This window comes from Parvibaculum sp. (genome assembly GCF_019635935.1).
Taxonomy (GTDB): domain Bacteria; phylum Pseudomonadota; class Alphaproteobacteria; order Parvibaculales; family Parvibaculaceae; genus Parvibaculum.
Window position 1 is genome coordinate 2395742 of record NZ_JAHBYN010000001.1, and the last position, 24653, is coordinate 2420394.

General features: G+C 65.4%; 26 protein-coding genes, 1 other RNA gene and 1 pseudogene. 17 read left to right on the forward strand and 11 right to left on the reverse strand.

The annotated features are described in order from the left end of the window. Window position 1: 1 nt before the first annotated feature. A complete protein-coding gene (gene nudC, locus KF719_RS11855) occupies window positions 2-1018 on the reverse strand; it encodes an NAD(+) diphosphatase (RefSeq protein WP_293508917.1) in 1017 nt (338 codons plus the stop codon). A 62-nt stretch (window positions 1019-1080) separates the two neighbouring features. Here nudC and ffs point away from each other — a divergent pair. From ffs to recR, 4 genes are all read left to right on the forward strand, one after another. Then, window positions 1081-1177: signal recognition particle sRNA small type (gene ffs, locus KF719_RS11860), an RNA gene on the forward strand. Window positions 1178-1218: 41 nt separating this feature from the next. Next, window positions 1219-3084: a DNA polymerase III subunit gamma/tau gene (locus KF719_RS11865; RefSeq protein WP_293508918.1), complete on the forward strand. Its 1866-nt coding sequence runs from the start codon at window positions 1219-1221 to the stop codon at window positions 3082-3084. Then, complete coding sequence (locus tag KF719_RS11870) at window positions 3081-3398, forward strand: YbaB/EbfC family nucleoid-associated protein (protein ID WP_293508919.1); 318 nt, start codon at window positions 3081-3083, stop codon at window positions 3396-3398. Before KF719_RS11865 ends, KF719_RS11870 begins: the two co-directional genes overlap by 4 nt. Beyond that, window positions 3398-4003, forward strand: coding sequence for a recombination mediator RecR (gene recR, locus KF719_RS11875; protein ID WP_293510649.1), 606 nt, complete (start codon window positions 3398-3400; stop codon window positions 4001-4003). The genes KF719_RS11870 and recR overlap by 1 nt, the downstream gene beginning before the upstream one ends. A gap of 13 nt (window positions 4004-4016) precedes the next feature. Here the strand turns inward: recR and KF719_RS11880 are convergent, their stop codons facing one another. Continuing rightward, complete coding sequence (locus KF719_RS11880) at window positions 4017-5360, reverse strand: sodium:alanine symporter family protein (RefSeq protein ID WP_293508920.1); 1344 nt, start codon at window positions 5358-5360, stop codon at window positions 4017-4019. Window positions 5361-5488: 128 nt separating this feature from the next. After that, the gene (gene rmuC / locus KF719_RS11885; RefSeq protein ID WP_293508921.1) at window positions 5489-6583 is read right to left on the reverse strand and encodes a DNA recombination protein RmuC; all 1095 of its coding nucleotides are present in this window, start codon (window positions 6581-6583) and stop codon (window positions 5489-5491) included. Between the two features lie 132 nt (window positions 6584-6715). Here rmuC and KF719_RS11890 point away from each other — a divergent pair, with 132 nt between their 5' ends. The 4 genes from KF719_RS11890 to truA all read left to right on the forward strand — a co-directional run bounded on the left by KF719_RS11890 (window position 6716) and on the right by truA (window position 9470). Next, window positions 6716-7138 carry a hypothetical protein gene (locus KF719_RS11890; RefSeq protein ID WP_293508922.1) on the forward strand — a complete coding sequence of 141 codons (423 nt, stop codon included), beginning with the start codon at window positions 6716-6718 and terminating at the stop codon, window positions 7136-7138. Window positions 7139-7211: 73 nt separating this feature from the next. Further along, the gene (def, locus tag KF719_RS11895) at window positions 7212-7736 is read left to right on the forward strand and encodes a peptide deformylase (RefSeq protein ID WP_293508923.1); all 525 of its coding nucleotides are present in this window, start codon (window positions 7212-7214) and stop codon (window positions 7734-7736) included. Between the two features lie 52 nt (window positions 7737-7788). Continuing rightward, the gene (gene fmt, locus KF719_RS11900) at window positions 7789-8730 is read left to right on the forward strand and encodes a methionyl-tRNA formyltransferase (RefSeq protein WP_293508924.1); all 942 of its coding nucleotides are present in this window, start codon (window positions 7789-7791) and stop codon (window positions 8728-8730) included. Next, window positions 8730-9470, forward strand: coding sequence for a tRNA pseudouridine(38-40) synthase TruA (truA, locus tag KF719_RS11905; protein ID WP_293508925.1), 741 nt, complete (start codon window positions 8730-8732; stop codon window positions 9468-9470). The genes fmt and truA overlap by 1 nt, the downstream gene beginning before the upstream one ends. Window positions 9471-9539: 69 nt before the next feature. Here the strand turns inward: truA and murI are convergent, their stop codons facing one another. The 4 genes from murI to dapD are packed head-to-tail and all read right to left on the reverse strand — an operon-like array spanning window position 9540 to window position 13044. Next, the gene (gene murI / locus KF719_RS11910) at window positions 9540-10367 is read right to left on the reverse strand and encodes a glutamate racemase (RefSeq protein ID WP_363318027.1); all 828 of its coding nucleotides are present in this window, start codon (window positions 10365-10367) and stop codon (window positions 9540-9542) included. Next, window positions 10361-10966 carry a hypothetical protein gene (locus KF719_RS11915; protein ID WP_293508926.1) on the reverse strand — a complete coding sequence of 202 codons (606 nt, stop codon included), beginning with the start codon at window positions 10964-10966 and terminating at the stop codon, window positions 10361-10363. The genes murI and KF719_RS11915 overlap by 7 nt, the downstream gene beginning before the upstream one ends. Continuing rightward, the gene (gene dapE, locus KF719_RS11920) at window positions 10963-12141 is read right to left on the reverse strand and encodes a succinyl-diaminopimelate desuccinylase (RefSeq protein WP_293508927.1); all 1179 of its coding nucleotides are present in this window, start codon (window positions 12139-12141) and stop codon (window positions 10963-10965) included. Before dapE ends, KF719_RS11915 begins: the two co-directional genes overlap by 4 nt. A 57-nt stretch (window positions 12142-12198) precedes the next feature. Next, complete coding sequence (gene dapD / locus KF719_RS11925; RefSeq protein ID WP_293508928.1) at window positions 12199-13044, reverse strand: 2,3,4,5-tetrahydropyridine-2,6-dicarboxylate N-succinyltransferase; 846 nt, start codon at window positions 13042-13044, stop codon at window positions 12199-12201. Between the two features lie 143 nt (window positions 13045-13187). On the opposite strand from dapD, the gene KF719_RS11930 reads away from it, so the two are divergent. Both KF719_RS11930 and KF719_RS11935 read left to right on the forward strand, forming a co-directional pair. After that, window positions 13188-13421, forward strand: coding sequence for a DUF1902 domain-containing protein (locus tag KF719_RS11930; RefSeq protein ID WP_293508929.1), 234 nt, complete (start codon window positions 13188-13190; stop codon window positions 13419-13421). Continuing rightward, window positions 13421-13620: pseudogene (locus KF719_RS11935) on the forward strand (type II toxin-antitoxin system HicA family toxin). The gene KF719_RS11930 and the pseudogene KF719_RS11935 overlap by 1 nt, the downstream one beginning before the upstream one ends. A gap of 4 nt (window positions 13621-13624) precedes the next feature. Here the strand turns inward: KF719_RS11935 and KF719_RS11940 are convergent. Both KF719_RS11940 and KF719_RS11945 read right to left on the reverse strand, forming a co-directional pair. Then, complete coding sequence (locus tag KF719_RS11940; protein WP_293508930.1) at window positions 13625-14905, reverse strand: EAL domain-containing protein; 1281 nt, start codon at window positions 14903-14905, stop codon at window positions 13625-13627. A 96-nt stretch (window positions 14906-15001) separates the two neighbouring features. Continuing rightward, entirely contained in the window at window positions 15002-16366 is a 1365-nt protein-coding gene (locus tag KF719_RS11945) for a hypothetical protein (protein WP_293508931.1), read from the reverse strand. 89 nt (window positions 16367-16455) lie between these two features. Between KF719_RS11945 and KF719_RS11950 the strand changes: the two genes are divergently transcribed. Both KF719_RS11950 and KF719_RS11955 read left to right on the forward strand, forming a co-directional pair. Further along, window positions 16456-16932 carry a glutathione peroxidase gene (locus KF719_RS11950; protein WP_293508932.1) on the forward strand — a complete coding sequence of 159 codons (477 nt, stop codon included), beginning with the start codon at window positions 16456-16458 and terminating at the stop codon, window positions 16930-16932. Then, window positions 16929-17432 carry a DinB family protein gene (locus KF719_RS11955; RefSeq protein WP_293508933.1) on the forward strand — a complete coding sequence of 168 codons (504 nt, stop codon included), beginning with the start codon at window positions 16929-16931 and terminating at the stop codon, window positions 17430-17432. Before KF719_RS11950 ends, KF719_RS11955 begins: the two co-directional genes overlap by 4 nt. Window positions 17433-17497: 65 nt before the next feature. On the opposite strand, the gene KF719_RS11960 is transcribed toward KF719_RS11955, so the two are convergent. Continuing rightward, window positions 17498-18169, reverse strand: a complete 672-nt coding sequence (locus KF719_RS11960; RefSeq protein WP_293510651.1) for an OmpA family protein — start codon at window positions 18167-18169, stop codon at window positions 17498-17500. A 240-nt stretch (window positions 18170-18409) separates the two neighbouring features. Between KF719_RS11960 and KF719_RS11965 the strand changes: the two genes are divergently transcribed. The 5 genes from KF719_RS11965 to KF719_RS11985 all read left to right on the forward strand — a co-directional run bounded on the left by KF719_RS11965 (window position 18410) and on the right by KF719_RS11985 (window position 23075). Continuing rightward, window positions 18410-19174, forward strand: a complete 765-nt coding sequence (locus KF719_RS11965; RefSeq protein ID WP_293508934.1) for an SDR family oxidoreductase — start codon at window positions 18410-18412, stop codon at window positions 19172-19174. 173 nt (window positions 19175-19347) lie between these two features. Beyond that, window positions 19348-19803: a GNAT family N-acetyltransferase gene (locus KF719_RS11970; RefSeq protein ID WP_363318016.1), complete on the forward strand. Its 456-nt coding sequence runs from the start codon at window positions 19348-19350 to the stop codon at window positions 19801-19803. 45 nt (window positions 19804-19848) lie between these two features. Then, on the forward strand, window positions 19849-20700 hold the full coding sequence (locus KF719_RS11975; RefSeq protein WP_293508935.1) for an SDR family NAD(P)-dependent oxidoreductase: 852 nt from the start codon (window positions 19849-19851) through the stop codon (window positions 20698-20700). A 263-nt stretch (window positions 20701-20963) separates the two neighbouring features. Next, the gene (locus tag KF719_RS11980; RefSeq protein ID WP_293508936.1) at window positions 20964-21620 is read left to right on the forward strand and encodes a hypothetical protein; all 657 of its coding nucleotides are present in this window, start codon (window positions 20964-20966) and stop codon (window positions 21618-21620) included. 138 nt (window positions 21621-21758) lie between these two features. Next, complete coding sequence (locus tag KF719_RS11985; protein ID WP_293508937.1) at window positions 21759-23075, forward strand: alkyl sulfatase dimerization domain-containing protein; 1317 nt, start codon at window positions 21759-21761, stop codon at window positions 23073-23075. Window positions 23076-23267: 192 nt separating this feature from the next. Here KF719_RS11985 and KF719_RS11990 read toward each other — a convergent pair whose 3' ends face one another. Then, window positions 23268-24590, reverse strand: a complete 1323-nt coding sequence (locus KF719_RS11990; RefSeq protein WP_293508938.1) for an aspartate aminotransferase family protein — start codon at window positions 24588-24590, stop codon at window positions 23268-23270. Window positions 24591-24653 lie beyond the last annotated feature (63 nt).

Below are 24653 nucleotides of genomic sequence, written 5' to 3' on the forward strand. Positions count from 1 at the left end.
CTCACGCCTTGCCTTCGGCGAACGCCTTGATCAGTTGATGCGCGATGGCAAACGGCGGCGGAAACCACACCGTTCCGTCGCCCTTGCCGGCAAGCACGGCCTGCGCTTCCTCGCGCGTGAACCAGCGTCCTTCCGAAAGCTCGATCCCGTCGATGGTGAAGTCTTCCGATTCCGCCACCGCATGGCAGCCGATCATCAGCGACGACGGATAGGGCCAGGGCTGCGTCGAATGATAGGTGGCGGACGCAATCCTGAGCCCCGCCTCCTCGGCAAGCTCGCGCGCCACCGCTTCCTCGATCGATTCGCCGGGCTCCACAAAACCCGCCAGCGCCGAATGCATTCCCTTCGGCCAGATCTTCTGCCGCCCGAGAAAGCATTTGCCGTCATGCACCGCGAGCATGATGACGACGGGGTCGGTGCGCGGAAAATGCTCGGCCTTGCATGACAGGCAGACGCGCTTGTAGCCGGCCTCGGCCATGGTGCTTTTCGACCCGCAGACCGAGCAGAAGCCGTGCCGGTTGTGCCAGTCGATCATCGACTTGGCCTGCGCCATGATCGCAAGCTCGGTGGGCGTGATTTCGCCGGCCATGGCAAGCGCCCGCAGATCCTCGAATGCGCCGAGCCCCTTCAGGGACGGGTGGTTGTCCGGATCTTCCAACCCGCTGACATCGGCCGCGAACAATGCCTTGCCGCGCTTGTTGATGCCGAGAAAGACGGTCGCGCTCTCGCCGGCCAGTTCCTTCAGCAGGCCCGTGCGCATCCAGCCGATATCCTTGCCCTCGCCGGGGCTCGTTTCCGGCAGCACGAAAGGCTGCAACCGCCACATCGGCACGAAGAGGCTTGTCGGCGCCGCAAGCTGCTCGGCGATCCACGCATTGTCGGTGCGGCGATAGCTCGCGCGGTCGAGCGGATTATTGGCGAAGATATTCGGATTTTCAGGCAGGCCCATCGGCGTTTCCGGCTTGATGTCGTTGAAATTCGGGTGGCGCAGACTGGCACAGCGCGGGGATGCGCTCAATCGCGCGATTTGAATGCCAAGCCTTGCATCCGCCGCCCCATACCCTGATATAGTCCCCCTCGGGAGGTTGGCGGCGGACGGGCCCCTCGCCAACCCGGTCAGATCCGGAAGGAAGCAGCCGTAACGAGTTTCGCTCGGGTCGCTTGTCCAGCCTCCCACCCGGTTTCACCTCAAGCCTTCGACGGGAGCGCGCGAATTCCATGAATGACAGCGTGGAAAATCGCGCCGCCAGCGCCGCCGTGGAAGCGGAAGACGCCCACCGCCCGGACCCGGCGACGGAACCCGGATTCGACCTTGGCGACGCGCCCGCGCCGCGCGCCCGGGCGTCCGGCTATCAGGTGCTGGCCCGCAAATACCGCCCCTCGGTCTTCGAGGATCTCGTCGGCCAGGAGGCGATGGTCCGCACGCTCTCCAACGCTTTCGACGCCGGCCGCATCGCCCATGCCTTCATGCTGACCGGCGTGCGCGGCGTCGGCAAGACGACGACCGCGCGCATCCTCGCCCGCGCGCTCAACTACGAAAAATCCGGTATTGAAGCGCCGACCATCCACATGGACGGCCCCGGCATCCATTGCGACGCGATCATGGAATCGCGCCATGTCGATGTGATGGAAATGGACGCCGCCTCGCGCACCGGCATCGACGACATCCGCGAGATCATCGACAGCGTGCGCTACCTCCCGGTTTCGGCGCGCTACAAGGTCTACATCATCGACGAAGTGCACATGCTCTCGCGCCAGGCTTTCAACGGCCTGTTGAAGACGCTCGAAGAGCCGCCCGCGCATGTGAAGTTCATTTTCGCCACCACCGAAATCCGCAAGGTGCCGGTCACCGTGCTGTCGCGCTGCCAGCGTTTCGACCTGCGCCGTCTGTCGGTTGGCGAATTGACGGGGCTCCTGTCGGGCGTCGCGCAGAAGGAAGATGTGGCGGCCGAGGAAGCGGCGCTGAAGCTTGTCGCCCGCGCCGCCGACGGCTCCGCCCGCGACGCGCTCTCGCTGCTCGACCGCGCCATCGCGCATGGCGAGGGTCATGTGCGCGAGGCCGATGTGCGCGACATGCTGGGCCTCGCCGACCGCGCCCGCATTTTCGATCTCTTCGATCTCGTGATGAAGGGCGACATCGGCGGCGCACTCGGCGAACTGCGCGCCCAATACGATGTCGGCGCCGATCCCGCCGTTGTGCTTGCCGATCTTGCCGAACTGACGCACTGGCTGACCCGCCTGAAACTGGTCGAAGGCGCCGGCGACGACGTCGCGATGTCGGAAACCGAGCGCGCCCGCGGCCGCGACATGGCGGGCCGGCTGCCGATCCGCGTGCTGTCGCGCGTCTGGCAGATGCTGCTGAAGGGGCTCGGCGAAGTGCAGGGCGCGGCGCGGCCCATCGCGGCGGCCGAAATGGTGCTGGTGCGCATCGCCTATGTCGCCGACGGGCCGGGGCCGGAAGAACTGATCGAACAATTGAAATCGGGCGGTGCGGCCTCGCGTCCGGCGCCCCGCCCCGCGCCCTCGGGCGATGCATCGGGCGGCGGTTCGCGCGCGCAGTTGCGCTCCGTTGCCGCCGCGCGTCCCGAATTGCAGGAACCGGCACCGGCGATTTCGGCATCCGCGCCCGCCGCCGACATCCGCACCTTTCAGGACGTGGTGGCGCTGGTCGCCGCCGAACGCGACATCCGCCTGAAACATGCGCTCGAAGCCGGTGTGCGGCTCGTCCATTTCGAGCCCGGCCGCATCGAACTTGGTCTTCTCGAAGGCACGTCCAACACGATCCTCGGCGAACTCTCCGAAAAGCTTTCCCGCGCCACCGGCGCGCGCTGGCTGGTTTCGCTGGCCCGCAATGCCGATGCCGCCGCGCCGACCTTGCGCGAACAGGCGCAGTCGCTTGAGGAACGCTTGAAGGACCGCGCCCGCGCCGACGCGCTGGTCAAGGCGGCGCTTGCGGTCTTTCCGGGCGCCGAAATCGTCGAAGTGCGCGAGCCGGGGCTTCCGGCAGGCCTTGGTGCCGCCGATGCGTTGCCGCCCGAAATACCCCCGGAAGACAATCTGGAAGATATGGAGCCCGACGAGTGAAGAACCTTGCCGACATCATGAAACAGGCGCAGCAGCTTCAGGGCCGTATGGAGGCGATGCAGGCCGAACTTGACGCGGCCGAGATCGAGGGCCGTGCCGGCGGCGGGCTCGTCGCGGTTGTCATGTCGGGAAAGGGCGCGGTCAAGAAGGTTTCGATCGACCCCTCCCTGATGAAGGAAGACGAACGCGAGATCCTCGAAGACCTGATCGTGGCGGCCGCCGCCGACGCCAAGCACAAGGCAGAAGTGCTGGCCGCCGAAAAGATGAAATCGGTTGCCGGCGGATTGCCGATCCCGCCCGGCTTCGGGCTCTGATCTCGATGGCGGTCACCGGCCCCGAGATCGAGAGGCTGATTGCGCTGATGTCGAAATTGCCGGGCCTCGGCCCCCGTTCGGCGCGCCGCGCGGTGCTGCAACTCATCAAGAAAAAGGAAACGCTGTTTTCGCCGCTTGCCGACGCGATGGTGGATGCCGCCGCGAAGGCGCGCATCTGTTCGACCTGCGGCAATGTCGACACGCAGGATCCTTGCGCGATCTGCGCCGACAACACGCGCGATCCGCATGCGCTCTGCATTGTCGAGGAGGTGGGCGACCTCTGGGCGCTGGAGCGCGCCGGCGCCCACAAGGGCCGCTACCATGTGCTGGGCGGCGTCCTCTCGGCGCTCGACGGCGTCGGTCCCGACGATCTCAATATCGGCAAACTGGTCGAGCGTCTCGGCGGCGGCGAAGTCACCGAGGTGATCCTCGCCATGAACGCCACTGTCGACGGTCAGACGACGGCGCATTATATCACCGACCGCGTGTCGGGCCTCGGCATTTCGGTCACGCGGCTTGCGCATGGCGTGCCGGTCGGCGGCGAGCTCGACTATCTCGACGACGGCACGCTGGCCGCCGCCATGAAGTCGCGCCGCCCTTTCTGAGCGCCGGTTCGGCCTACTTGTCTTTCGCCCAGTAATTGCGCGTCATCGCAAAGACCGCGGGCGCGAGGATAAAGAGCGCAATCAGGTTCGGCAGCGCCATCATCGCGTTCAGCGCATCCGCCATGTTCCACACAAGCTCGAGGCTCGTCACCGCGCCCACCGGGATCGCCAGCACCCAGACGATCCGGTAGGGCCAGATCGCCTTGACGCCGAACAGGAACTCCACCGCCCGCTCGCCGTAATAGCTCCAGCCGAGCAGCGTCGTGAAGGCAAAGAGCGCCAGCGATATGGCGACCAGCGCCCCGCCCCAGGGCAGGGATGCGCCGAACGCCGCGCTGGTCAGCGCCGCGCCGTTGACGCCGCTGGTCCACAGCCCGGACGTGATGATGACGAGGCCCGTCAGCGTGCAGACGACCAGCGTGTCGATGAACACGCCGACCATGCCGACAAGACCCTGCTGGATCGGATCGTCGGTCTTGGCGGCCGCATGGGCGATGGCCGCGCTGCCGAGGCCCGCTTCGTTGGAAAAGATGCCGCGCGCGAAACCCCAGCGGATGGCAAGCATCACGGTGGCGCCGATAAAGCCGCCTTCGGCCGCTGTCGGCGTGAAGGCATGATAGAAGACGAGGCCGAGCGCCGCCGGAATGGCTTCGTAGTTGATCGCGAGAACCATGACGGCGCCGCCGATATAAACGACGACCATCGCGGGCACCAGCATGCTCGCTACTTCGGCGATCCGGCGAATGCCGCCGATCAGCACCAGCCCCACCGCCACCATCATCACAAGGCCCGACACGAGCACAGGCACGCCGAAATTGGATTCCAGCGCGCTCGCCACCGAATTGGCCTGCACGCCGTTGCCGATGCCGAAGCCGGCAAAGGCGGTGAAGATCGCGAAGGCCGGCGCCAGCACCAGCGCCAGTGTCGGGAACTTCGCGCCGACGCCGTTCTTGATGTAGTACATCGGCCCGCCGACATGATTGCCGAGCTCGTCGACCTCGCGATAGGCAACCGCGAGCACGGCCTCGGTATATTTGGTCGCCATGCCGACAAGCGCGATCACCCACATATAAAAGAGCGCGCCCGGCCCGCCGAAATAGATCGCCGTCGCGACGCCGGCGATGTTGCCGGTGCCGACAGTGGCCGCGAGCGCCGTCATCAGGGCCTGGAAGGGAGAAATGTCGCCGGCGCCCTTCGAAGGGCGCACCGAGAGTTTGAGGCCCTCGGGCAGCTTGCGCCACGGCATGAAGCGCAACCCGACGGTCAGGAACACGCCGGTCGCCGCCAGCGCGACCAGCATCGGCCAGCCCCACAAAACATCGTTCAGCGCATTGACGAAATCGTTGACGGCCAGCATCGCCCGTTCCCCTTGCCCCGGTCGGCGCCCCCCAAGGGCGTCCCTGTTCGCTGCGAGCCTAGCAAAGAAATCCGGCCTGTCGTCGCAAAAACTTGTGCAAAGCCGGTTGGAAAATGGTGCAGGCCCGCTCAGCCCTCAAGCAGGTCGCGCGACGCGACGGGCAGGGCGTCGGCGGCGTCTTCTTCGCCCATTTCCACCGCCTCGATCTTCTCGCCGCGGCTGGTGATGGCATCCGCCGATTTGCGAATCTCGCCGATATCTTTCTCCGCCTGGCTGAAATGCCGTTCCAGATTGCCGACGCGGTCGCCGAGCCGCCCGACATCGCCCAGCAGCAGCGCCACATATTTCTGGATGACGCCGGCCTGCTTGCGCATCTCGACATCCTTCAGCACCGCACGCACGGTATTGAGCGTCGCCATCAGCGTCGTCGGCGAAACGATCCACACCCGCGCCTGATAGCTCTTTGTCAGCACGTCCGGAAAATTGGCGTGAAGCTCGGCATAGACCGCTTCGGACGGCAGGAACATCAGCGCCGATTCCGCCGTCTCGCCGGGCACGATGTATTTCTCGGCGATCGCCGTCACATGCTTGTTGAGGTCGCCGCGAAACTGCCGCGCGGCGATTATGCGTTCCGCCTCGTCCTTTGCGTTGCGAAGTCCGTGATAGGCGTCGAGCGGAAATTTCGCGTCGATGGCGATAGGTCCCGGCGGATTGGGCAACAGGATCAGGCAGTCGGCGCGTGTGCCGTTGCCGAGTGTCGTCTGGAAACTGTAGGCCGAAGGCGGCAGCGCGTTGCTGACGATGTCGTTGAGCTGCACCTCGCCGAAAGCGCCGCGCGCCTGCCGGTTGGCCAGAATGTCCTGCAATCCCACCACCTGGCTTGAAAGCTCGGTGATGTTCTTCTGCGCCTCGTCGATCACCGAAAGCCGTGTCGTCAGTGTACCGAGCGTCTCGGCGGTCTTCTGGGCCGTCGCTTCGAGGCTCTGTCCCATGCGCTGGCTGACCTGGTCGAGCCGTTCGTTGATCGTCGCCGTCAGTTCGGTCCGCGTTTGCGCCTGCGTTTCGGCCATGGCCGAGAGCCGCCCCACAAGTTCGGCCTGCTGCCGGGCCAGCGCCGCCAGCGCCTCGTTTCCGCCGCCGCGTCCGCGCAGCAGCAGCGCCAGCGCCGCCCCGGCCGCCAATGCCGCCACGGCCACCAGCAATATGACAATCGTTTCGTTCATGGTGCCTCCAGCCGCGGACTATAGCCGATTCCGCTCCCGCTCCGTGCAAAAGGGGCTTTTTACCATGGCCGTCCCATGGCTATGATCGGCGCGGCTAGGGTTGATGACATTAAACAACGGGGTGGAGCTCACATGATGAACCGCTTGGCAGCGTTGCTGCTTCCATTGGTGCTGCTCGCTTGCGGTCCGGTGATGGAGCAGCGGCGCGATTTCACGCCGCCGGCAACCGAAGCCGGCATGCAATGCGTCCATAATTGTCAGGCGCAGCAAACAACCTGTCAGCGCGACGAGAAGCAGCGTTCCGATCAGTGCCGGGCCAAGGAGGATCGCCGCGCCGACCGTGCCTACGAGAAAGCCAGGGACGACTACATCACCGCGCTGAAGCTCCATGCGGCCGATTCGACGAAATATCCGATGCCGAAGGAGCCGGCGCGACAGGCCAATTATTCGGCCTGCAACGTGTCGAGCCAGTGCGAGCCGCAATATCACAGTTGCTACCGCTCATGCGGCGGCCAGATCAACGAATACCAGGTCTGCGTCGCGGCTTGCGAATAGCCGGAAAGGCCGGATTCCGGGGCTTTGGGCGTCCGTCTTGACCCCAAAGCACCGGCGGCTTATCTGAAGGCCCATGGCCATACGCGAAATCATCACGGCGCCCGATCCGCGCCTGAAGGAAGTGTCGAAGCCCGTCGACAAGGTCGACGACGGCTTGCGCGCGCTGATGGACGACATGCTGGAAACGATGTACGCCGCGCCGGGCATCGGCCTCGCGGCCATCCAGATCGGTGTCCCGAAACAGGTGATCGTCATGGACCTCGCGCGCGACGGCGAAAAGCCCGCGCCGCGCTATTTCATCAATCCCGAAATTCTCTGGACCTCCGACGACACGGCCGTCTACGAGGAAGGCTGCCTCTCGGTGCCCGACATGTACGAGGACGTCGAGCGTCCGGCCCGCTGCCGCGTGCGCTATCTCGACTATCAGGGCGAGATCCGCGAGGAGGAATGCGACGAGCTTCTCGCCACCTGCCTCCAGCACGAGATGGATCACCTGAAAGGCATCCTCTTCATCGACCACCTCTCGCGCGTCAAGCGCTCGATGATGCTGAAAAAGCTGATCAAGCAGAAGAAGCTGCAGGAAAAGGAACCGGCTTGAGCGCCGCCCGCCCGCCGGAGGCGGAGAATGCCCGGCCCGCCGGAGGCGGAACATGAACAAGTTGCGCCTCGCCTTCATGGGCACACCCGATTTCTCGGTCCCCGTCCTCGCCGAAATTCTCGCCGCCGGCCACGAGGTCGTCGCGGTTTATTCGCAGCCGCCGCGCAAGGCGGGTCGCGGGCTCGCCGAGCAATTGTCGCCGGTGCACCGCTTCGCCGAAGCGCACGGCCTTCCCGTCTTCACGCCCGCTTCGCTGAAAGGCGAGGCCGAGCAGCGGGCCTTCGCCGCGCTCGATCTCGATGTCGCGGTCGTCGTCGCCTACGGGCTTCTCCTGCCGAAGCCGGTTCTCGATGCGCCGCGCATGGGCTGTCTCAATCTCCATGCCTCGCTGTTGCCGCGCTGGCGCGGCGCCGCGCCCATCCAGCGCGCCATCATGGCGGGCGACGCCGAAACCGGCGTCATGGTGATGCAAATGGAAGAAGGCCTCGACACCGGGCCCGTCCTGCTGGCCGAGCGTGTCGCCATTGCAGGCGACGACACGGCCGGCACGCTTCACGACCGGCTTTCGCAAATCGGCGCGAGCGCGATGGTGCGCGTGCTGGCGGCGCTGTCGCGCGGCGCCCTTGCGGCAACGCCGCAGCCGGAAGAAGGCGTCACCTATGCGAAGAAAATCGGCAAGGCCGAGGCGCGCATCGACTGGTCGCGTCCCGCAGCCGAGCTCGACCGCCATATTCGCGGGCTGACGCCGTCGCCCGGCGCGTTTTTCGAAATCGCGCGCGGCGCGGAAAGCATCCGCGTGAAAATTCTCCGCGCCCGCCCCATCGACAATTCGGGCAAGCCCGGCGAGGTGCTGTCCGCCGCCGGCAGCATCCTCGTTGCCTGCGGGCAAGGCGCGCTCGAAATTTCAGAACTCCAGCGCGCCGGCAAGTCGCCGGTCGGCGCGCGCGAATTCCTGCGCGGCTTCCCGCTCACGCCCGGCGAGAGCCTCTCCTGATGCCGCGCTACAAGCTCACCATCGAATATGACGGTTCGCCTTTCGTCGGCTGGCAGGCGCAGGCGAACGGCCTCTCCGTGCAGCATGTCGTCGAAGCCGGCATCGAAGGCTTTTGCGGCACGGCGCTGAAGGTCCACGCCGCCGGCCGCACCGATGCCGGTGTTCATGCGCTGGGCCAGGTCGCGCATGTCGATTTCGAAAATTCCGTCGCACCCGACACATTGCGCGACGCCGTCAACGCCCATATGCGTCCGCACCCGGTTGCCATCGTATCGGCCGAAGAAGTGCCGGACAGTTTCGAGGCGCGCTTCTCGGCCGTCAAACGCCACTACATGTACCGCATCGTCAACCGCCGCGCGCCCTTGACGCTCGATCGCGGTCAGGCATGGCTGGTCAACCGGCCGCTCGATGCGGATGCGATGCACGCCGCCGCGCAAGCCCTTGTCGGCCATCACGACTTCACGACCTTCCGCTCGGTGCAATGTCAGGCGAAGTCGCCGGTGAAAACCGTCGACGAAATTTCGGTGTCGCGCTATGGCGAGGAAATCGAGATCGTCGCCCGCGCGCGCAGCTTCCTGCACAATCAGGTGCGTTCTTTCGTCGGCACGCTGAAAATGGTCGGCGAAGGCAAATGGACGAAACGCGACGTCGAGAAAGCGTTGGCCGCGAAGGACCGCGCCGCCTGCGGCCCCGTCGCTCCGCCCGACGGGCTCTATCTGTTGCAGGTCGATTACGACTAGAGCGCTTCTCGGAAAAGTGGAATCCGGTTTTCCGAAAAGAAGCGCGACCAAACAACAACCCAGAGTCTTTCAGCTCGGCCTGATATCCACCAGCTCCACATCCTTCATGGCGATTTTCTCGCCGAAGAAAATCCCGCCGACACGCGCGAAGCGCTCCGGGCTGTCGGTCGCCATGAAGCGCGTCTTGCCCTTGCCGCGCCGCTTCGCTGCGAGGCCGCGTTCGGCAAGCGCCGCCTCCACCGCCTTTGCGGTCGTCGCGGCGCTGTCGACCAGCTTCACTCCCTTGCCCGCCGCCCTCCCGATGACGCGCGCCAGCACCGGAAAATGCGTGCAGCCCAGCACCAGCGTATCGGGCGCGCCGCGGCCCTTGAACAGCGGCGCCAGATAGCGTTTCGCCGCCGCCTCGGCGACCTCGCCCGTCACCCAGCCTTCTTCCGCCAGCGTCACGAACAGCCCGCAGGGCGCCTGCGCGATTTTCGCCGCCGGCATCAGCGCATGGATCGCGCGCACATAGGCGCCGCCCTTCACCGTCGCCTCGGTGCCGATGACGCCGATGCGCCCGCTCTTCGTCGCTGCGACGCCGGCTTTCGCGCCGGGCTCGATCACGCCGATCACCGGCAGCGGCTTCAGCGCCTCCGTCAGCGGCCTGATCGCGACGGCGGACGCGGTATTGCAGGCGATCACCACCATTTTCACGTCATGGTTCATCAGATGCCGCGTCGCCTGCGTCGCATAGGCGGTCACGGTTGCCGCGCTCTTGGTGCCGTAGGGCAGCCGCGCCGTGTCGCCCAGATAGACGAGATCCTCGTGCGGCAGCCGCTTGCGCAGCGCCTTCAAAACGGTGATGCCGCCGATGCCGCTGTCGAAAACCCCGATGGGCCGGTTGTCGCTCAGGATAGGCCTCCGCCGGTCAGGAAGATCGCCCCCAGCAACTGGTCGATCGACAGGCTGAGCACGAGATCGAAAATCAGGATCGCCGCCGCCGGCCCCGGTTCGGCGCCGAGCACGGTGCGCGCGATCTGCCAGCGATACCAGCCGAGCAGCGCCAGCGCCGGCAGCGACAGCACCATCGCGCCGCCCGCCGGCAGCAACCCCAGCGAATAGGGGATCAGCGGCAGCGCGAAAGCCGCCGAAGTCAGCAGCACGCCCCAATTATAGGTGATGAGATAGGCCGTGAAGTTGGGCCCGAGATTGAGCGCCCGCGCGACGCGCAGCATCGCGGCGAGGAACAGCGCCCAGTAGATCAAGGTGCTCACGATCTCGACGGCGATGAAGGCGCCGAACGAAACCTCGAACGAAATCTGAAGTTCCGATTGCGCGATCTGCCAGAGCGCCGCCGCGGTGAAAAAGAGGATCGGAAGCGAAAGCGCGAGGCCCGTGAACGAGCGCAGCGCCCCGTCGGCCGAAAGATCGAAACATTCGCGCGCACTTTCCTCGCGTTTGACGATCCGCCACGCGCCGGTCAATCCGTTGGTGATTTCACTGACGCTGGTCATGCGCCGGCCCGCCCCGCGAAATAGCCGCGCAGCACCGCCTCATAGATGTCGGCGAGCCGCGCAATGTCGTCGACGCCGGCGTTCTCGTCGGTCTTGTGCATGGTCGCGTTGGTCAGCCCGAATTCGACGACCGGCGCATAGGCGCGAATGAACCGCGCATCCGACGTGCCGCCGCTGGTCGAAAGTTCGGGCGCGACGCCCGTCACCTTTTCGGCCGCCTCGGCAATGAGCGCCGAGAAATTTCCAGGCTCGGTAAAGAAAGCCTCGCCCGACGTCACCGCCTTGAATTCGTAGCGCGCGCCCGTCTCGGCGGCGACCGCGTCGAAGACGCTCCGCATCCACGCTTCCAGCGACGCGCCGGTATGGAGATCGTTGAAACGAATGTTGAAAACGGCCCGCGCGCTTCCCGGAATGACATTGGTCGCCGTGTTGCCGACATCGACCGAGGTGATCTCGAGATTGGACGGCTGGAAATGATCCGTCCCCTCGTCCAGCACATGGGCGTCAAGCCGCCGCAGCATTTCGAGAAGCGGCGGCACCGGGTTGTCGGCAAGCTGCGGATAGGCGACATGGCCTTGCGTGCCCGTCACCGTCAGCCATCCGTTGATGCTGCCGCGCCGCCCGACCTTGATCGTGTCGCCGAGCCGGTCGACGCAGGTCGGCTCGCCGACAATGCAATGGTCGATCGTCTCGCCCCGCGCCGCCAACCGCTCCAGCATCTTCTTCGTGCCGTTGATGCTCGGTCCCTCCTCGTCGCCGGTAATCAGCAGACTGATCGAACCCTGGAACCCCTCGGCCACGACGCGCTGCGCCGCGGCGACGAAACTGGCGATGGCGCTCTTCATGTCGGCGGCGCCCCGCCCGTAAAGCCGCCCGTCCTTCACCTGCGCCGCGAATGGATCGACCGTCCAGGCGCCAGCCTCGCCCACCGGCACGACATCCGTATGACCGGCAAAGCAGAAATGGGGATGCCCGCTGCCGAACCGCGCATAGAGATTGTCGATATCGGGCGTGTCCTTGTCGGAAAAGCGCATCCGCTCGCAGGTGAAGCCCAGAGGCGCCAGATAGCGTTCCAGCACGCCGAGCGCCCCGGCATCGGCGGGCGTCACGCTCGGGCAGCGGATCAGTTCGACGGCAATGTCGAGCGGCTTGTAGGGTGTGGCGGGTGCGGTCATGGCACCTTGGTAGCCCGCCGCCCGCCGCGCCGTCAAATAATGCCGCCCGGTCGCGGTTCAGTCGCGCAGAAGTTCGTTGATCGCGGTCTTGGCCCGCGTCTGCGCATCGACCGTTTTGACGATGACGCAGCAATAAAGCGATGGTGCGGGCGAGCCGTCCGGATTGGGCTTGCCCGGCAGCGAGCCCGGCACCACCACCGAATAGGGCGGCACCTTGCCGATATGAACCTCGCCGGTCGCCCGGTCGATGATCTTGGTCGAGGCCGAGATGAAGACGCCCATCGAGAGCACCGCCCCCTCGCCGACAATCACCCCTTCAACCACTTCCGAGCGCGCGCCGATGAAGCAATTATCCTCGATGATGACAGGGTTCGCCTGCAACGGCTCCAGCACGCCGCCAATGCCGACGCCGCCCGACAGGTGACAATTCTTGCCGATCTGCGCGCAGGAGCCGACGGTGACCCATGTGTCGACCATCGTTCCCTCATCGACATAGGCCCCGAGATTGACGAAGGACGGCATCACCACCACGCCGGGCGCGATATAGGCCGAACGCCGGACGACGGCGCCCGGCACGGCGCGAAAGCCCGCCTTGCGGAATTCGCTCTCGCCCCAGCCGGCGAATTTCGACGGCACCTTGTCCCACCAGTTGGTGTCGGTCCCGGGCCCGCCGGCGATCAGCGCCATGTCGTTGAGGCGGAAGGAGAGCAGCACGGCTTTCTTGAGCCATTGATGCACCACCCACTCATCCTTGAACTTCTCGGCGACGCGCGCCTTGCCGCTGTCCAGCGCATTGAGCGCCGCGTCCACGGCCTCGCGCACTTCGCCCTTGGTCTCGAAATTGACGGCGTCGCGATTGTCGAAAGCGGCCTCGATGACGGGCTTCAGATCGGCAAGGCTCATGGGGTTCCTCTCGGCATGGCAAGGCGGGGCCGGGGCAAGATAGCCCGGACCTTCACCCTGTCAACTTTTGGCGTCCCGGCCGTGGCGGCGTATAGTCGGCCCACATGGCCGCGGCACAAGCGCCCGCCTGACAGGAGGCCTTGATGGCTGGTCGATTGGTAATCCGCGCGGAATGGGATGAGGAAGCGAAGGTCTGGATCGCGACCAGCGAGGACCTGCCGGGCCTCGTCACCGAGGCCGCAACCGTCGAGCAACTGATCGAGCGCGCCAAAGCCGTCATCCCGGAGCTTCTCGAAGCGAATGGCATCGCATGGGACAGTTCCACGCCGATCCACATCATGGCGGATCGCGTCGAGAAATTCGAAGCCACTCACTGATGGGCGCGAGCTTCGATCGTGAGTTGAAGGAGAAGCTTCTTGCCGCTGGATGCAGCCATGTCCGTGCCGCCAAAGGCAGTCACGAACTCTGGTTCAGCCCGGTCTCGGAACAGCATTTTTTGTTGTGTCGTCGGACATCCGCAGCCGTCACACCGCGAACGCCATCCTGAAGCAGGCGGGTCTGCCGAAAGCCTTCTGACGCCTCAATCGGCCGCGATCGAAAGCGCCGGGGCGTCCTCGCGCAGCGCGCTTTCGCGCACCGGCCGGGGCTCGCCGAACAGGAAGCCCTGTCCAAGCTCGACATTGAGGTCGAGAATGTCGACAACTTCGCGTTCCGCTTCCACCTTGTCGGCGATGAGCTGAATGCCGTTGCGGCGCAACAGTTCCTTCAGGTCGCCGGCCTCGATGTCGCCCGACGCCATCTGCCGCCCGTCGAGCAGCGTCTCCGCCGAAACCTTGACGAAGCGGAAATTGCGGTCGTGCAGCACTTTCGGGTCGAGCTTCAGGCTCGTCACCTGGTCCATCGAGAAGCGGAAGCCGAGCGCCGCCAGCGCCTCGAAGCTCGCTTGTTCCACAGGCCCCGCGCCGTTCACCGTCATCTGGCTGAATTCGAAGATCAGGTGCTGTGCCAGATCCTTGTTGTGCTGCATATATTCGATGAACTGCGGGAAGAAATCCGAGTCGAGCAGCGAGAAAGCCGAGATGTTGCAGAAGACGCCGGCCTTGCTGTTGCGCTGCGCGAGCTTGCGAACCACCTGGATGCAGCGGAAAAGCAGAATGTTGTCGACCGCCGGCATCATCCCGGCGGGCTCGGCGACGCGCATGTAGTCGCGCGGCATGATGAGTTCGCCCTTGTCGGTGCGCAGCCGCGAAAGTCCTTCGTAGTAAAGCACCTTGCGCTGCGGCAGGCTGACCACCGGCTGCAGGTAGAGATCGACGCGGTTGGTTTCGAGCGAACGGCGGATCGCATCCAGCAGTTCGGCATCGTCCATCTGCTCGATGCCGCGTTCCGGCGCCGGCGGCGGCACATCGCTTTCGGGCGTCGTGTAGGCGGGCGCCGGCGCCGACGCTTCGATGGCGGGCGCTTCCGTGGCGACGGCAACGGTGCTGGCGGCGCGCGTTTCGGCGAGCCGCTTGACGAGGCTTTCGATGACGCGGATTTCCGAGAAGATGCGTTCCATCCGCTCGGCCGTTTCGCGTTCGAAGCGTTCTTCCATTTCGACGATCTTGTCGGCCGCGTCGTCGAGATCGCGCGACAGCCCGGCGGCAAGGCTGGTCAGTTCCTGCAATTCCTGACGCACCTGTTTGCGCTCGATCGAACGCGAAATCGCGGCATGGGCTTCCGCGCCCAGCAGGCAGGCGATGAGCCCACCCAGCGCCGCCAGTTTCGGATCGAAATCGAAAAGCTCGATCGCCCCGAAAGCAAGTCCGATCGACGGCAGCACATAAAGCAGCGTGGCGGCGGAATGTTTGATCGACGACATGGAAAGACCCCCGTTCCCCCGGGAAAACCCGAAGATTCACTCGATCTTCACCCTATGCCCGAGCCCTTGAGAAACGGTTAACCTTGCGGCGCCCCCTCATCGCATCCGCGCCTGCCGCGCCAGGCTCCCCCAATGCGCGGCCATCGGCGCGGACGGCCGAAAGGCCGGGTTTTCGGGCACCGCCCGCACCTTGCTGAGCCACCGTTCCTCGGCGGCGTCCGCCTCCCGCCAGATCGCGGCGGCAAGCGCCCCGGCCTCCGCCGCGCTGCCGCCCCGCGCCAGCAGCGCCTCGACCCGCGCCACGAACGATGCCTCCAGCCGGTCGCGCTCGCCCGCGAAAGCCGCCAGCCTTTCGGGATAGTTCCTGAGCACCGCCCGGTGCAGAAGCTCGTGCCGCCACCAGCGCGTCCGTGCGTCGAACGCGTCGCCGGGGGCCGGGCCGAAATCGGGCAGCCCCGCGCCTTCGAAACCCGGCCCGAAAAACACCGGCTTGAAAATCCCGGTGTCCGGTGCCGCCGTCGCGGTCAGCCAGTGCACGGCCCGCCCCTCGCCGAGTTCCGCCACCCACGACGCCGTCGTCTGCCCGAAGCGCCGCACCGGCCCATAGGTCGCATGCGCCGACACCGCCCCGCCGAGAATCCCGTCCGGCCGCCAGCGCGGATTGCGCGCGGCCTGCGCGCCGTGATCCCTCAGAAACCGCATCATGTCGGCGGCCCGGATGCCGCCCGACCTCGCGTTCAGCAGCGCGCTCGTCCGGCACCAGCGCTGATGCCCGCTCGCCAGCGCCGAGCGCCTGCGATTGGCAAAGACCTCGGCGAAGTCGAAATCCTGACCTTCGGGCGTCAGCCCATGCGCCTGCGCGAGCCGTTCGGCGCCGTCGCTCAACCGTTCGAAATCGCGCCCGATCGTGTAAGCGTTCGAAATGCTGCGGCGGTCTTTCACCCGCTCCACCGCCCATTCGCGCCCGACCGTTTCGAGCACAAAGGCATCGCCCGCCGCATCGGCGATAATGAACGAGTTGTGATATTCGAAGCGGCCTTTATGCGCGCAGTTCCCGCCCTGGCCGAATTCGCCGAGCAGCGATGTGATGACGTCGAGCGCCTCCGCCGCGCTCGCGCCGCGCTCGAGCCCGAGGCGCAACAGGTCCATGCCGATCAGCGCCGGCTCCCCTTGCGGCGCGATCTTCGCATGCACCGCCTCGTTGCCGATCACGACGCCGTGTTCGTTGGCGCCCATCTCGGCGCCCCACATCCAGAACGGCCGCGACAGCAGGACGGCATGGGTGTGGCGGGCCTGCGGGATCGAAATATAGGTACAAGCAAGCATCGCCCCCGGCTCATGCGCCGCCGCCGGCACGAACAGCGGATACTGCGCCTCGTTGGCTTCCCGGTCGGAATTCTTGGCGAACAAAAGCGCACCCGTCGCCGTCGTCCCCGGCCGCGCCACCAGCGTATCGCACATGAAACCCGTCTCCCTCGCCGTCCCAAAAGGACAAGATTGGCGCCCATGCTATAATGCCCGCTAATGAAAAGGCGAGGAGGCCTCCCGAAATGTCCGCGCATCAATTCGAATTCCTGACCGCCGCCGGCGAGGCGCTGCCGCTGTCGCGCTTCGAAGGCAAGCCGGTTCTGATCGTCAACACGGCAAGCCGTTGCGGCTTCACGCCGCAATATCGCGAGTTGCAGGGCCTCTGGGAGCGCTACCGCGCCCGCGGCCTCACCGTCATCGGCGTGCCGTCCAACGATTTCGGTGCGCAGGAGCCCGGCACCGAGGAAGAGATCGTTTCTTTCTGCGAGGTCAATTATTCGGTCTCCTTCCCGCTGACGGCGAAGCAGCAGGTTGTGGGCGCCGCCGCCCATCCCTTCTATCTCTGGATTTCCCAAACCGCCGGCGAGGATGCGCGCCCGCGCTGGAACTTCCACAAATATCTGATCGGCCCTTCGGGCGAACTTGTCGACATCTATGCGAGCAAGGTGAGCCCGCTCGACGCCGGCCTCGTCGCCGAAATCGAAAAGCTGCTGCCGTGAGCGGCTACGGCCCCATTGCGGTCGAGCTTGCGCGCTACAATCAGTGGCAGAACGAGAAGCTTTACGGGATCGTCGCCGGTCTCGCGCCGCAAGAGATCGCGCGCGATCGCGGCATGTTCTTCGGCGACATTCTGGCGACCCTCGATCACATGCTGATGGTCGAGACGCATCTGCTCGCCTACATCGACGGGGGCGCAATGCCGTCGGCTTTCGATGCCAACCGCCGCATCGAAACCGAATTCGCGCCTCTCCGTGCTGCGCGCCAGAAGATGGATGCGGCGTTCCGCACGCGCTGCGAAGGCGCGCCGCCCCAATGGTTCGACGAAATCATCGTCATGCCGTCCGGCCGCCGCCTGCCGCGCAGCTTCTGGTGGGCGCAGCTTTTCAACCACGCCACCCATCACCGTTCGCAGGTGACGTCGGAACTGACCCGCATGGGCATCGACTACGGAAACACCGACATGCCGTATAATCCCCTGACGCAATTCCCCGCGCCGTAGCCCCTCACCAAAATAAAAAGGCCCGGCGTCTCCGCCGGGCCTTCCTTGTACGGATGAAACCGCAATCAGCTCGTCGTCAGCGGCATCAGCCGGATTTCGACGCGCCGGTTCTGTTCGCGCCCCGCCGCCGTGTTGTTGTCGGCGATCGGCTGCGTCAGGCCGGCACCCACCACATAGAAGCGCTGGCCGTTGAGCCCTTGTCCGATCAGATAGCCGGCCACGCTCTGCGCGCGCCGCTGCGACAGTTCCATGTTGTACTGTGCCGAGCCGGTCGAGTCCGTATGGCCCGTCACGTCGATCAGCGTCTTGTCGTATTCCTTCAGCACGATCGCGACCGAGTTCAGCACCTCGTAGAAGCGCGCATTGATGTCGGACGAATTGGTGGCGAAGGTGACGTTCCCCGGCATGTTGAGGATGATGTCGTTGCCGACGCGCGTCACGCTGACGCCCGAGGCGCGCAGGCGCTGCGTCAGTTCCTTTTCCTGCTGGTCCATGTAGTAGCCGATGCCGCCGCCCGCCAGCGCGCCGACGCCCGCGCCGATCAGCGCCCGCTGGCGCCGGTCCTTGGCGTCGCCCTTGCCGATCAGCCCGCCGGCAAGCGCGCCGAGCACGGCCCCGCCCAGCGCGCCGTATGTGGCCTTGCTGGTCTTGTCTTCGCCGGTATAGGGGTCCTGCGTCGTGCAGGCGGCAAGGCCGAACGTTGCGGCAAGCGCAAGCGCGGCAAATTTCTTCAGCAGCATGTTGTGGCTCCGATCCTGTTTCAGGTGGCCCGTCCTCCGTGAAAGCTCGCGTCGGGAGCGCGGCCTTATGGATTCCGGATGCGATAGTGTAAAAGACCCCATACCCCGTCGGTCGCCGCCATCCTAGCAAACCGCGCGACCGGCGGGAACGTCATTTAACTAGGCCCAATGACCGATAAAACCCCGAATCCACGCCCGAAAACGAGGCGGGAGCGGGACCGGAAAGGAAACATCCTCATGTCGCTCTTCGATCTCACCGGCAAGGTCGCCATCGTCACCGGCTCCACCAAGGGCATCGGCGAGGCCATCGTCCACCGCATGGCCGAGCATGGCGCAAAGGTCGTCGTCTCCAGCCGCAAGGGCGACGCCTGCGACAAGGTCGCCGGCGAGATCAACGCGAAATACGCAGGCAGCGCCATCGCCGTCCCCTGCAACATTTCCGAAAAATCGGATCTTCAGCGCCTCGTCGACACGACGATGAAGAAATGGGGCCGCGTCGACAGCCTCGTCTGCAACGCGGCGGTCAATCCCTATTTCGGTCCCTCGAAGGACCTGCCCGACGACGCCTTCGACAAGATCATGGGCGCCAACATCAAGTCGAACCATTGGCTGGCCCACATGGTGCTGCCGCAAATGGTCGAGCGCAAAGAGGGCTCCATCACCATCGTCTCCTCCATCGGCGGCTTGCGCGGCTCGCCGATCCTCGGCGCCTATTGCGTTTCGAAGGCCGCCGACATGCAGCTTGCCCGCAACCTCGCGGTCGAATACGGGCCGCAGAACATCCGCGTCAATTGCATCGCGCCCGGCCTCATCAAGACCTATTTCGCAAAAGCGCTCTGGGACAATCCCGAAATCCTCGAACGCTCCACCGCCGGCGCGCCCCTGAAGCGCATCGGCATGCCCGACGAAATCGCCGGCGCCGCGGTCTTCCTGGCAAGCCCCGCCGGCGCCTTCATGACCGGCCAGACCATGGTCATCGACGGCGGCGCCACCGCGTCGTAGTCGAGCATGCTTTTCTTCCACCCGCCCCTGGGGGGCGGGTCGAAAAATTCGAAGAATTTTTCGGGGCGGGGGCTGGGCAGTCGCCGCGACCCCGCCCCGTAATTTGCAGCGCTGACGCGCCGCAAATTCCGACCCTCCCCCAAGGGGAGGGTGGTAGGAAGGAGGCCGAGGTCTTGCTAACCGCAAACATCATCCGCACACGTCCCTTCGCCGCCGCCGACCGCGCGGCATGGGACGTCATGTGGGCGGCCTATCTCGCCTTCTACGAAACATCGCTCCCGCCCGAAACGAGCGACGACACCTGGGCGCGGTTCCTCGCGCCCGCCCCCGGCCACATCGGCCTGATCGCCGAAAGTGACGGCGCGCCCCTCGGCTTTGCCCATGCGATCCTGCATGCCGGCACCTGGAGCCCGAAGCCCGTCTGTTATCTCGAAGACCTTTATGTGAATGAGGCGGCGCGGGGCCGCGGCGCCGGTCGCGCGCTGATCGAGGCGCTCGCCGCCCGCGGCCGCGCCGAAGGCTGGCTCCGCCTCTACTGGCAGACCGACACAGGCAACGCCACCGCCCGCGCCCTCTACGACAAGCTCGGCAAGACGCGAAACTGGGTCAGATACGACCTTGATCTTTGACGGAGAATGACCAACTTTGCTTCTTCGGTCATTGGGGAGGAAGACATGAAAAGCGTTGTCGTCACGGGCGTCTCGACCGGCATCGGTCACGGCGCCACGAAAGTCCTGATCGCAAAAGGCTTCCACGTCTTCGGTTCGGTCCGCAAACAGGAAGACGCCGACAGGCTGCAAAAGGAATTCGGCGACAAGTTCACGCCCCTCGTCTTCGACGTGACCGACGAAGCCGCGATCCGCGCCGCCGCCGCGCAAGTCCGCGCCGCGCTGAAAGGCGAAACGCTGGCCGGCCTCGTCAACAATGCCGGCATCGCGGTCTCAGGGCCCCTTCTCGAGGTCGACCCGGCGGATTTCCGTACACAGATGGAAGTCAATCTCACCGGCCCCCTGCTGGTGACGCAGGCCTTCGCGCCGCTGCTCGGCGCCGACAAGTCGTTGAAAGGCAAACCGGGCCGCATCGTCAACATCTCCTCGGTCGGCGGCATCCGCGCCATGCCTTTCATCGGCCCCTATGCGGCCTCGAAATTCGCGCTGGAAGGTTTTTCGGAAGCCTTGCGCCGCGAGCTGATGCTGTTCGGCATCGACGTCATCGTCATCGGCCCCGGCCCGGTCAAGACCGCGATCTGGGACAAGGCCGAGGACATCGACATCGCCCGCTACGGCAACTCGCCCTATCTGCCGATCCTCGAAAAATTCCAGAAGGTCTTCATCGAGCAGGGCCGCGAGGGCCTCCCCGCCGAAACGCTCGGCCGCCTGATCCACAAGGCGCTGACAGTGCCGAAGCCGCGCGTCCGCTATGCCGCCGTCAAGGGCCGCCTCGCCGAAAAAATCATGATGGCCGTCGCCTCCAAACGAACCCTCGACAAGGTCATCGCCCGCATGCTCGGCCTGAAGCCGCAATAGGGCAGGGCGGCGTCGCCAACGCGTCATTGCGAGCGACCGCTTGAGTTTCAGCGACCGCGAAAAATAAAACTGTCACCCCGGGGCTTGTCCCCGGGGCCCACTCGCAGCGCCTCTTGCTCCACCAGTCGAGAAACGCAACGCCCCATCCCCCAAACCGTCATGGCCCGATTTATTCGGGCCATCCACGTCTTGCGGCACGAGAAAGTTGGGGTCTTTGATAACCGCGATTGACGCTGCCTTGCCGCCGCGCCTAGCGTGTTCTCATGAGCCGCATACTGATCCCGACAACGGGCCCGGATGATTGGCGCCACCTGCTCGCCGACCCGGAAAAGCAATGGAAGCGTGGCTACTCCGCCATGGCCGCCGCGCTCTCATGGGAGGCGGCGCGCGGGTTGCCGCCCGAGCTCGGCGAAATTCTCGGACCCGGCGCGCAATTGCTGCTGGCGATCCCCGAACACAAGGTGGCGCTGCCCGGCGGGCGGCGGGAAAGCCAATGCGACGTCTTCGCGCTTGTCGATATCGGTGGCGCGACTTGCGCGCTCGCCGTCGAAGCCAAAGTCAACGAACCCTTCGGCCCCACCGTCGGCGAATGGATGCGCGAGCCAAGCGCGGGTCGCGTCGAACGTCTGGGCGCAATCTGCAAAATGCTCGGCGTCGTCTATCCGCCGCCGCCCGAACTTCACTATCAGCTCTTTCACCGGACGGCGGCAGCAGTCCTCGAAGCGCGCCGCTTCAACGCCGCACACGCCGCGATGATCGTGCATTCCTTCTCGCAAGACCATCGCTGGTTCGATGCCTTCGCCGCCTTCTGCGCCTTTCTCGGCCTCGAAGCGGCGCGCGGCCGCGCGCTTTCCCGCCCGCTCCCCGACGGCCGAACCCTCACCCTCGGCTGGGCAACGGGCGCACCGGAGTTTTTGTAGGAAGCAGACGGAGCGCTTCTTCATTGGTGTGATGCGTCTTCGCCTGCCCCCCTTTCCGCCACGCGGAATCCGCCCTCAAACCTGTCGACAAACCCGCCGCCTTGGCCGACGCTGCCGCAAAACCCGAGGGAGCACCCCATGGCCGATCTTCTGGCGACATCCGCGCGCTACATCGACAACGACATTTACGAAGGCGCCGGTCTCGTCAACCGGCCGACCACCGAGCTGTCGGAAATCGCGCCGGGCGTCGCGCTGATCGAGGCCTTCTCGCATGTTGTCGCCTTCAAGAGCGGCGACGGGCTGGTGCTGTTCGACACCAGCCTCGAAGCCTTCGGCCAGGGCGTGCTGAAATCGCTGCGCGGCTGGACGAAGGAGCCCGTCTCCCACATCTGCTACACCCATGGCCATGCCGATCATGTCGGCGGCACCGGCGCCTTTCTCTGCGAGGCCTGCGACAAGGGCGCGCGGCGGCCGCAAATCCTCGCACATGAAAATGTCAGCCCGCGCTTTCGCCGCTACGAACTGACCAACGGCTACAACTTCACCATCAACGCCCGGCAATTCGCGCCGGCAACCGAACTCCGCATGGGCGGGCAGGGGACGCCGGGCCCGCGCCGCTTCGGTCCCGATCCATGGGTCGAGCCCGACACGACCTTCCGTGAACGGATGGAGTTCCGCGCCGGCGACACCCGCTTCGAGCTTTATCACGCGATCGGCGAGACCGACGACCATCTCTGGGCCTGGGTGCCCGAGCACAAGGCGATCTGCTCCGGCGATTTCGTCACCTGGGTCTTCCCCAATGCCGGCAACCCGCAGAAAGTTCAGCGCTATCCGCTCGAATGGGCGAAGGCCCTGCGCGAAATGGCCGCCCGCGAGCCGGAGCTGCTGCTCCCCGCGCATGGCCTGCCGATCGCCGGCAAGGCGCGCATCGCCGGCGTCCTCGACACGATCGCTTCGGCGCTTGAGTTTCTCGTTTCCCGCGCCCTCGACATGATGAACGAAGGCGCCCGCCTCGACGACATCGTCCACGGCGTCAAGCTGCCCGCGCATTACATGGACAAGCCGTATCTCAAGCCCGTCTATGACGAACCCGAATTCATCCTGCACAATATCTGGCGTCTCTATGGCGGCTGGTACGACGGCAACCCGGCGAACCTCAAGCCGGCGCCCGACGCGGCGCTGGCCCGCGAAATGGCGGCGCTCGCCGGCGGCGTCGCGCGTCTTGTTCAGCGGGCGGAGGAACTGGCGGCGGCGGGAACGGAAGCCGACATGCGCCTTGCCTGTCATCTGGTCGAAGCCGCCGCGCTGGCCGAACCCGAAAACCGCGAAGCCCATGCCGCCCGCGCCGCCGTCTATGGCGCGCGCCGAAAATCCGAACTCTCGCTGATGTCGAAAGGCATCTACGGCTGGGCCGAGCGCGAATCGGCGAAGAAATCGGGCAAGAACGACGCCTGACCGCCCTCTCTCCCAAACCGGGGACAAGTTTTATTTTTGGAGAACTTATCCCCGCGCCGGATTCGCCGGATATTAAACACTCCGCGTTCTCGCGAAGCCGCCGGATGCGATTCATGACAGTTTTGTGACAGTTCGGTGACAGAGAGGGGTTTTCGCTGTCACAAACACTGTCACAAATGCCCTTTCGGACCTTCAACTCACCTTGTCGAGCACCCGCTTGAAGCGCGCGAAAATGTCGTCGATCTGGTCCGGCTCGACGATCAGCGGCGGCGAGAAGGCGATCGAGTCGCCCGACACGCGCACCATCATGTTCTCTTCATGGAACGCCACGCGCATCGCATCGAAGCCGCGCTTGCCGGGCAGTCCGTCGACGCCTGCGAGATCGACCGCCGCCGCAAGCCCGATGGTGCGCACATCGAGCACCATCGCATGACCCTTCAGCGACATCGCGGCTTGCGCGAAATGCGGTTCGAGTTTCTTCGCCCGCTCGAACAAGCCTTCGTCGCGGTAAAGATCGAGCGTCGCCAGCGCCGCCGCCGCCGCCAGCGGATGACCCGAATAAGTGTAGCCGTGAAAAAGATCGATCGCGTGGTCGGGTCCGGTCTGGAACGCTTCGTAGATACGGTTGTGAACGATCGCGCCGCCCATCGGCACGGTGCCCGACGTGATGCCTTTCGCAAACGTCATGATGTCGGGTGTCACGCCGAAGCGCTCCGCCGCCGTCGCGTGGCCGAGCCGTCCGAAGCCGGTGATGACTTCGTCGAAAATCAAAAGAATGCCGTGTTTGTCGCATATTTCGCGCAACCGCTTGAGGTAGCCCTTCGGCGGCGGCAGCACGCCGGTCGAGCCCGCCATCGGCTCGACGATGACGGCGGCGATGGTCGAGGCGTCATGCAGCTCGACCATGCGCTGCAATTCGTCGGCGAGATGCGCGCCCCATTCCGGTTCGCCGATGGTGAAGGCCTGCTCGGCGCGGTTATAGGTATGCGGCAGGTGATCGGTGCCGGCGAGCAGCGGTCCGTAGAATTTGCGGTTGGCGACCATGCCGCCGACCGAAATGCCGCCGAAGCCGACGCCGTGATAGCCGCGCTCGCGGCCGATCAGTCTGGTGCGCGCGCCTTCGCCATTGGCGCGGTGATAGGCGATGGCGATTTTCAGCGCCGTGTCGGCGGCCTCCGATCCCGAATTGCAGAAGAACACATGATCGAGGTCCTTCGGCGCCAGCGCCGCGATCCGGCCCGCCAGTTCGAAGACCTTCGGATGCGCGAACTGGAACGACGGCGCGAAGTCGAGCTCGCCGGCCTGCTCCTGGATCGCCCGGACGATCGGCGCCCGGCAATGCCCGGCATTCGAACACCACAAGCCTGCCGTCGCGTCCAGCACCGCCGTCCCGTCCGGCTTGTAATAATGCATGTCCTTCGCCCGCGCGATCAGCCGCGGCTCGCGCTTGAACTGCCGGTTCGGCGTAAACGGCAGCCAGAAGGCCTCAAGATCGTTCGGTGTCAGGGTGTTCATGTCGCAAGGACTCCGGATGCGTCGCGTGACCGCCGTTGCATGATTGCAATATTGCACGATTGA

What these genes read in the sequence shown, in the direction of transcription:
- KF719_RS11950 (WP_293508932.1), top strand. Translation starts at nt 16,456, where the DNA reads ATGTCCGCGCATCAATTCGAATTCCTGACCGCCGCCGGCGAGGCGCTG.
- dapD (WP_293508928.1), bottom strand. Translation starts at nt 13,044, where the DNA reads ATGAGCCTTGCCGATCTGAAGCCCGTCATCGAGGCCGCTTTCGACAAT.
- KF719_RS11990 (WP_293508938.1), bottom strand. Translation starts at nt 24,590, where the DNA reads ATGAACACCCTGACACCGAACGATCTTGAGGCCTTCTGGCTGCCGTTT.
- KF719_RS11940 (WP_293508930.1), bottom strand. Translation starts at nt 14,905, where the DNA reads ATGTCGTCGATCAAACATTCCGCCGCCACGCTGCTTTATGTGCTGCCG.
- rmuC (WP_293508921.1), bottom strand. Translation starts at nt 6,583, where the DNA reads ATGAACGAAACGATTGTCATATTGCTGGTGGCCGTGGCGGCATTGGCG.
- KF719_RS11975 (WP_293508935.1), top strand. Translation starts at nt 19,849, where the DNA reads ATGAAAAGCGTTGTCGTCACGGGCGTCTCGACCGGCATCGGTCACGGC.
- KF719_RS11890 (WP_293508922.1), top strand. Translation starts at nt 6,716, where the DNA reads ATGATGAACCGCTTGGCAGCGTTGCTGCTTCCATTGGTGCTGCTCGCT.
- KF719_RS11980 (WP_293508936.1), top strand. Translation starts at nt 20,964, where the DNA reads ATGAGCCGCATACTGATCCCGACAACGGGCCCGGATGATTGGCGCCAC.
- KF719_RS11880 (WP_293508920.1), bottom strand. Translation starts at nt 5,360, where the DNA reads ATGCTGGCCGTCAACGATTTCGTCAATGCGCTGAACGATGTTTTGTGG.
- KF719_RS11985 (WP_293508937.1), top strand. Translation starts at nt 21,759, where the DNA reads ATGGCCGATCTTCTGGCGACATCCGCGCGCTACATCGACAACGACATT.
- truA (WP_293508925.1), top strand. Translation starts at nt 8,730, where the DNA reads ATGCCGCGCTACAAGCTCACCATCGAATATGACGGTTCGCCTTTCGTC.
- KF719_RS11965 (WP_293508934.1), top strand. Translation starts at nt 18,410, where the DNA reads ATGTCGCTCTTCGATCTCACCGGCAAGGTCGCCATCGTCACCGGCTCC.
- KF719_RS11915 (WP_293508926.1), bottom strand. Translation starts at nt 10,966, where the DNA reads ATGACCAGCGTCAGTGAAATCACCAACGGATTGACCGGCGCGTGGCGG.
- KF719_RS11930 (WP_293508929.1), top strand. Translation starts at nt 13,188, where the DNA reads ATGGCTGGTCGATTGGTAATCCGCGCGGAATGGGATGAGGAAGCGAAG.
- def (WP_293508923.1), top strand. Translation starts at nt 7,212, where the DNA reads ATGGCCATACGCGAAATCATCACGGCGCCCGATCCGCGCCTGAAGGAA.
- KF719_RS11945 (WP_293508931.1), bottom strand. Translation starts at nt 16,366, where the DNA reads ATGTGCGATACGCTGGTGGCGCGGCCGGGGACGACGGCGACGGGTGCG.
- dapE (WP_293508927.1), bottom strand. Translation starts at nt 12,141, where the DNA reads ATGACCGCACCCGCCACACCCTACAAGCCGCTCGACATTGCCGTCGAA.
- fmt (WP_293508924.1), top strand. Translation starts at nt 7,789, where the DNA reads ATGAACAAGTTGCGCCTCGCCTTCATGGGCACACCCGATTTCTCGGTC.
- KF719_RS11865 (WP_293508918.1), top strand. Translation starts at nt 1,219, where the DNA reads ATGAATGACAGCGTGGAAAATCGCGCCGCCAGCGCCGCCGTGGAAGCG.